The sequence below is a fragment of the Candidatus Protofrankia californiensis genome, assembly GCF_900634765.1.
GTDB classification, from domain to species: Bacteria; Actinomycetota; Actinomycetes; order Frankiales; family Frankiaceae; genus Protofrankia; species Protofrankia californiensis.
The window spans coordinates 18,203-24,408 of sequence record NZ_CAAAFT010000135.1; the positions used below are offsets into that span (position 1 = coordinate 18,203).

Sequence of the window (6,206 nt, forward strand, 5' to 3'; positions counted from 1 at the left end):
CGGTCCCGCTTCTGGCCCTGGTCCCGCTTCTGGCCCTGATCCCGCTGTTGGTCTCGGCCCGTCGATGCTGCGTGAGGTCGCCTTTGCCCTGCACGGCCTGCTCGCCCGCTCGCCGTCGCGGATCGTGCTCGCGGCTCCGGGTGACGCCCTGGGCGACCTGCGTCAGCCGAACCTGCCCGGCACTGTGGACTCCTATCCGAACTGGAGGCTGCCGGTGACCGACGCCGACGGTCGACCTGTCACCGTGGAACGCCTGCGGGTCGACCCGCAGGTACGCCGGTTGGCCCGGCTGCTCGCCTGTGTGCGGGAACAGGACCGGTGAGTGTGACAGCGACCAAGGACGAGGTGACGCGGCGTCGCGGGGCTGCGCCGCCGTACCGTGCCGCGTGGACATGGTTTCAGGCGACCATGGGCCAATCACCCGGTAACCTTCGCAACGTGACTCGTCGACGTCCTCGGCACACCACCACTCGCCGCGTGCTCACCGTCGTGGTGATGGCTCTTCTTGCGATTCCTGCGATGTGCGGCGCCGCGCTGGCGCAGGACATCGGAGACCGGTACAGCCCCGCTCCGCTCACGCCGCTGGAGGCCTGGGCCATCTACGGCGGGACGATCGTCGGCGGGTTCCTTGTCGCGACCGCGCTCACGCTGCTGTCGAGTCGCAACAGCAGCCCGTCCCGTTACCGGCCGGGGCACTCCTGGGAGCATGACGAGGTCTGGATCGGCGAGCCTCCCGCGGCCGCCGAAGGCGAGCATCCGCACGTGGCCTCGCCCGGTACAGGCGGTGCCAGTGGCACGTGGTGAGCCCTTCACCTGGGAGCAGCGTGATCGGCTCGAACGGGCGCAGGCGGCGGCGCAGGCCCAGACCGGCATCCGGTTCACCGTCCGGGTGGGCGTCGTCGACGGTGACGCAAGGCTGTTCGCCGAACGGGTACTGGCCAACCTGGTGGAGCTCCCGAGCGACCCGGCCGTTGTCGTCCTGGTCTCTCCCGGCCAGCGGTTCGTCCACGTCGTGACGACGCAGGCGGCCAAGCACCGCATCACCGACCAGGCTGCCGGGCTCGCCGTCCTGACGATGACCTCCAGCTTCGCGCTCGGCGACATCGTCAACGGGATCATCAACGGCCTGCGCCAGCTGGCCGACGCCGCCGGCCCGCACCCCTCCGTTTCCCCCGGCGGGCCGACCGGGGTGTTAGCGCGTGTCTGACAGTCGTGAGCATTGTTCACAACTCGGATTGCGATCGGTGTCGCCGTAGGCCGGCATCGGTCCGACCTGCCCGATCAGCGCGTTTTGGTTGATATCACCAGCCGTCCGACAGGCTGATCGAACCTTGTTGTTCAGCGACCTTCCGGTCGACCGAAGATCGTACGATCATTTTTTTCGTGCTCGGCGGATGGCCATGTCCACGCGTGTACCCGCGAAGTTCGCAACCCTGATTCCTTCTCCTCGCTGCCGGCCGAGAAGTGGTGGACGCCGTCCGTTTCCATTCCTTTTCCGTTCCGTTTTCGGACGGTTTCTGGATGTTCATCGCCGTGTTCCTCCTGCGTCCACCGGTTTCGTCCTAGTGTTACCGACGGCGCGGACAATCCCGTCCGGAAGGGCCGCCGGCGGCGACGAAAGAGCAGAAAATCCGCAGCCTTCGGCCCGGCGCTGTTGCCGCATCTTGGAGGTCAGCAATGGAACGGCGGACGTTCTTGCGTTCCACCATTGCCGGAGCAGGCGTCATCGCCTTCTCCGGAGCGATGTGGGACACGGCCTTGGCTGCTCCCGCCCAGAATGGTCCCAGCCCCTACGGATCACTGTTGCCCGCCGACGCCAACGGCGTCATGCTTCCCTCCGGCTTTACCAGCCGCATCGTCGCCCGTTCCAGCCAGGTGGTCTCCGGGACCAGCTATACCTGGCACAACGCCCCGGACGGGGGTGCGGTCTTCCCGAACGGCACGGGTTGGATATACGCGTCGAACTCCGAGGTCGGTAGTAGTGGCGGTGGCGCCTCGGTGCTGCGGTTCAACTCCAGCGGCACCATCACCTCGGCCCAGCGGATCCTTTCCAACACCAGCTCCAACTGCGCAGGTGGGGCGACTCCCTGGGGCACCTGGTTGTCGTGCGAGGAGACCTCCTCGGGACGGGTGTGGGAAACCTACCCGGCCACCGGCGCGTCCGCTGTGAGCCGCCCGGCCATGGGCCGTTTCAAGCACGAAGCAGCCGCGGCCGACCCGGTTCGCCAGGTCGTCTACCTGACCGAGGACCAGACCGACGGCTGTTTCTACCGGTTCCGCCCGACCACCTGGGGAAACCTCTCCTCGGGCACCCTTGAGGTGCTGGTCGCGGGAACCGGCACGTCCGGAACGTTCACCTGGCAGGTCGTTCCGGACGTGGACGGTTCACCGACCGCCACCCGCAACCAGGTTTCCGGCGCGAAGCATTTCAACGGTGGCGAGGGCTGTCACTACGCGAACAACACCGTCTGGTTCACCACCAAGGGCGACAACCGGGTATGGGAGGTACACGTCGACACCAACACGTTCGAACTCGCCTACGACGACTCGCTGGTGTCTCCCGGCCCCGCCCCGCTGACCGGTGTCGACAACATCACCGGATCGACGTACGGGGACCTGTACGTCGCCGAGGACGGTGGCAACCTGGAGATCTGCATCATCACTCCGGACGACATCGTGGCCCCGTTCCTGCGGCTGGTGGGTCACAACTCGTCGGAAATCGCCGGACCCGCCTTCACCCCGAACGGCCAGCGGCTGTACTTCTCGTCCCAGCGGGGCACGTCCGGCTCCTCCTCCGGAGGAATCACGTTCGAGGTCACCGGCCCCTTCCGGGTCTGACCGGTCGAACCGACCGGCGGACTTCATATCCCGGTAAGCGTTGTGTCCCAGCAGGCCGTTGTATTTCGGCGGGCGTTGTAGCGGGGACGGCATCGGCACTGCTCCCGATACGTCCGTCCACCACCGGCTGTCGAGCCGCCGGTGGTGGACGGACGGCCGCACCCACTCCCGAATGTCAGCGGCCCGTCCGGCTGGGGTGGAAGTACCCCCAGCCGGACTGCTGGCTACAGTTTCATCACGTTCTGTTGCCGGCGTGCTCGGGTGGCTCAGGAGCCGGCGGCGGCCTCGGCGTCCTTGGCGCGGGCGCGCAGGGCGCGGACCAGCCCGTCGCGGCCCTCGACCAACCCCCGGCGCAGTGCCGGCCCGGGATCGGCCTCGGCCAGATAGGCGTCCACCGCGTCCACCGTCGCCGGCTCGACGATCGCGGACGGGAAGAGCATCTGCGTGATCGTCTGAGCCGTGTCGAAGGTCCGGGTCCGCCAGATCTCGCCGATCTCGGCGAAGAACCGGTTCACGTACGGCCGGGTCAGATCGTCCTGGCCGGGAATCCAGAAACCGCCCAGGGTGGCCACGAGCAGGTGGTTCGACAACGTGTCGGAGTCGATCGCCGCTGACCAGGCGGCCGCCTTCGCCTCGGGGGTCGGTCGGGCCGACCGGGCGCTGGCGGCCCGCTTCTCGCCGGTCGCCGTCCGGTCGCGGGCGAGCTCCGCCTCGATCTCCTCGACGCCGTAGACACCCCGCGCCACCAGCTGGATCAGCAGCGTCCAGCGCAGTTCGGTGTCCAGTACGAGGCCGTCGATCACGTCGGTGCCCTCGAAGATCGCGCGTACCCGTTCGACCTGGTCGGGGTCTTCGGCGTGGGCGAACGTGGTCGCGTACACCAGCTGCAGGTCGCTGCCGGGTGCTGCGGTGCGCAGCAGATCCTCGACGCGGGCGGACAGCTCGCGCAGGGCCTGCGTCCGGTTCGCCGGATCCCCGTAGGTGTTGATGGTGAGCTGGGCCTTTGCCAGCAGTGACTGTACGACCCCGATGTCGTCCTCGGCGTCCACACCGGACAGCACGAGCTTGACGTAGTCGCGGGCGGCCAGCTCCGCGTCCCGGGTCATGTCCCAGGCGGCCGCCCAGCACAGCGTCCGCGGCAGCGACTCACGGATCGTTCCGATCGAGTCGATCAGTGTGGCCAGCGAGCGGTCGTCCAGGCGGACCTTGGCGTAGGTGAGGTCGTCGTCGTTGAGCAGCACCAGGTCGGGTTGGCGGGCTCCGATGAGCTTCGGCACCTCGGTCAGCGCGCCGACCACGTCGAGTTCGACGCGCTCACGGCGCTGGAGCGAACCGTCGGAGACGCGGTCGTACAGGCCGATCGCCAGCCGGTGCGGCCGCAGGGTCGCGCTCGCCGTCGGGGGCGAGGACGCCGGCTCCTGCACCACGTCGAAGACGGTGAACAGCCCCGAGGAGTCGGTTTCGAACCGTGGCCGCAGGGTGTTGGCGCCGGTGGTCTCCAACCAGTCCGCCGACCACACCGTCAGGTCGCGGCCGCTGGCGTTCTCCAGCTCGTCGAGCAGGTCGCGCAGGGAGGTGTTGCCGTATTCGTAGTGGCGGAAGTACGAGCGCAGTCCGGTCAGGAACTCTTCCTGGCCCACCCAGGCCACGAGCTGTTTGAGGACGGAGGCGCCCTTGGCGTAGGTGATGCCGTCGAAGTTGGTGCGCACGGCTTCCATGTCCGCCGCGTCGGCGACGATCGGATGGGTGGAGGAGAGCTGGTCCTGCCGGTATGCCCAGCCCTTTTCGGCGTTCGCGAACGTTGTCCAACCGTTGGTGAACCGGGTCGCGCGGACCTGGGCCAGTACCGACATGAACGTGGCGAACGACTCGTTCAACCACAGGTCGTCCCACCAGCGCATCGTCACGAGGTCGCCGAACCACATGTGCGCCATCTCGTGCAGGATGGTTTCGGCCCGCCGCTCCCGGCGGGCTTCGGTGACCTTCGCGCGGAAGACGTAGTCCTCCAGGAACGTCACGCATCCGGCGTTCTCCATCGCCCCGGCATTGAATTCCGGGACGAAGAGCTGATCGTACTTGCCGAACGGATAGCGGTAGTCGAACACGCGGTGATAGAAGTCGAATCCGGCCTTGGTGACGGTGAGGATCTCCTCGGGGTCGAGGAACTCGGCGAGCGACTGCCGGCAGTACAGGCCGAGGTCGATCCCGTCGTGGTGGTCACGTACCTCGTGGTAAGGGCCGGCGACCAGCGCGGTGATGTAGGTCGAGATGACCGGCGTCGGCTCGAACAGCCAGAAGGTCCTGCCGTCCCCGGCGTCGGTGGTCTCAAGACGGCGGCCGTTGGAGATGCACCGCCATTCCGGCGGCGCCACCACCGACAGCTTGAAGATCGCCTTGAGGTCCGGCTGGTCGAAGCATGCGTACATGCGATGTGCGTCGTAGGTCTCGAACTGCGTGTACAGGTAGACGCCACCGTCGACCGGGTCGACGAAACGGTGCAGTCCCTCGCCCGTCTTCGAGTACGCGCAGTCGGCCACCACCTCCAGCTCGTTGACCTCCCGCAGCTCCGTCAGTGTGATCCGGTTACCGTCGTACACCTCGGCCGTGGTCAGACTGTGGCCGTTGAGGGTCACCGTGTGCACGCTCGGAGCGATCAGTTCGATGAAGGTGGAAGCGCCCGGCTCGGTGCAGGTGAAATGCACCACGGTCCGTGACACGAAGGTCGCATCACCGCGGGTCGGATCGAGGTTTGCCTCGTAGGAGGACACATTGAGCAGCCGGGCGCGCTCACGCGCCTCGTCGCGGGTGAGGTTGTTGGCTGACACGCAGGTCCTTTCGATCCAGAGGCGGACAGGTGACGTCCGGTTGCTCCGTTGGTTCCGGTCCGTTGGCCTGAGTCTGTTCGGTCCGAGCCAAGGTGTCGAACGTCCCGACCCGATGGTCCGGTCAGCGCGACGGAGGGTCCGACGGGTTCTTCAGTCTCCCATGCCCCGTGCGGCGGTCGTGCCGGCTCCACCCGGACCTACCCCGTGGCGGCGAATGGCTACCCCGCACATCTGCTGTCGGGTTTGATACGGGAGGTTCGAGGAGCGATTGTGGGCTCAATGCCCGAATTGTCGGGCAGGGTGACGGGGGAGAGGATCCATGCGGGAAATGGACGCGGGGGAAGGGGCGAAGCGGGTGACGGGTTCGATCATTGAGGTCGCCGTGACGGTCGACCAGGAGCGTCCGTGAAGTGGGGGACCGGCCGCGGACGCCGTGCTCGTCCGGGCGACCCCACACCGCGTGCGCGGGTACCGACACCGGACGCCGCGGTGCCGGATGCCGCCGTCCCGGACTCTGTGCTGCCGGACTCTGTGCTGCCGGAC

At 67.5% G+C, this 6,206-nt stretch carries 4 protein-coding genes and 1 pseudogene; 4 read left to right on the plus strand and 1 reads right to left on the minus strand.

Annotation, left to right across the window (positions count from 1 at the left end; all coding sequences use genetic code 11):
* The 4 genes and pseudogenes from DD1DGNOD_RS08190 to DD1DGNOD_RS08205 form a co-directional block, all read left to right on the plus strand.
* Nucleotides 1-322, plus strand: a pseudogene (locus DD1DGNOD_RS08190) (4-alpha-glucanotransferase); the annotation flags it as partial.
* A 2-nt stretch (nucleotides 323-324) separates the two neighbouring features.
* On the plus strand, nucleotides 325-804 hold the full coding sequence (locus DD1DGNOD_RS08195; protein WP_241255554.1) for a hypothetical protein: 480 nt from the start codon (nucleotides 325-327) through the stop codon (nucleotides 802-804).
* The gene (locus DD1DGNOD_RS08200) at nucleotides 791-1,207 is read left to right on the plus strand and encodes a DUF5130 family protein (RefSeq protein ID WP_131765953.1); all 417 of its coding nucleotides are present in this window, start codon (nucleotides 791-793) and stop codon (nucleotides 1,205-1,207) included. Before DD1DGNOD_RS08195 ends, DD1DGNOD_RS08200 begins: the two co-directional genes overlap by 14 nt.
* Before the next feature lie 470 nt (nucleotides 1,208-1,677).
* Complete coding sequence (locus tag DD1DGNOD_RS08205) at nucleotides 1,678-2,838, plus strand: alkaline phosphatase PhoX (RefSeq protein WP_131765955.1); 1,161 nt, start codon at nucleotides 1,678-1,680, stop codon at nucleotides 2,836-2,838.
* A gap of 266 nt (nucleotides 2,839-3,104) precedes the next feature.
* Here the strand turns inward: DD1DGNOD_RS08205 and pepN are convergent, their stop codons facing one another.
* Nucleotides 3,105-5,663 (minus strand): aminopeptidase N, encoded by a 2,559-nt coding sequence (gene pepN, locus DD1DGNOD_RS08210; protein WP_131769818.1) that lies wholly within the window; start codon nucleotides 5,661-5,663, stop codon nucleotides 3,105-3,107.
* Nucleotides 5,664-6,206 lie beyond the last annotated feature (543 nt).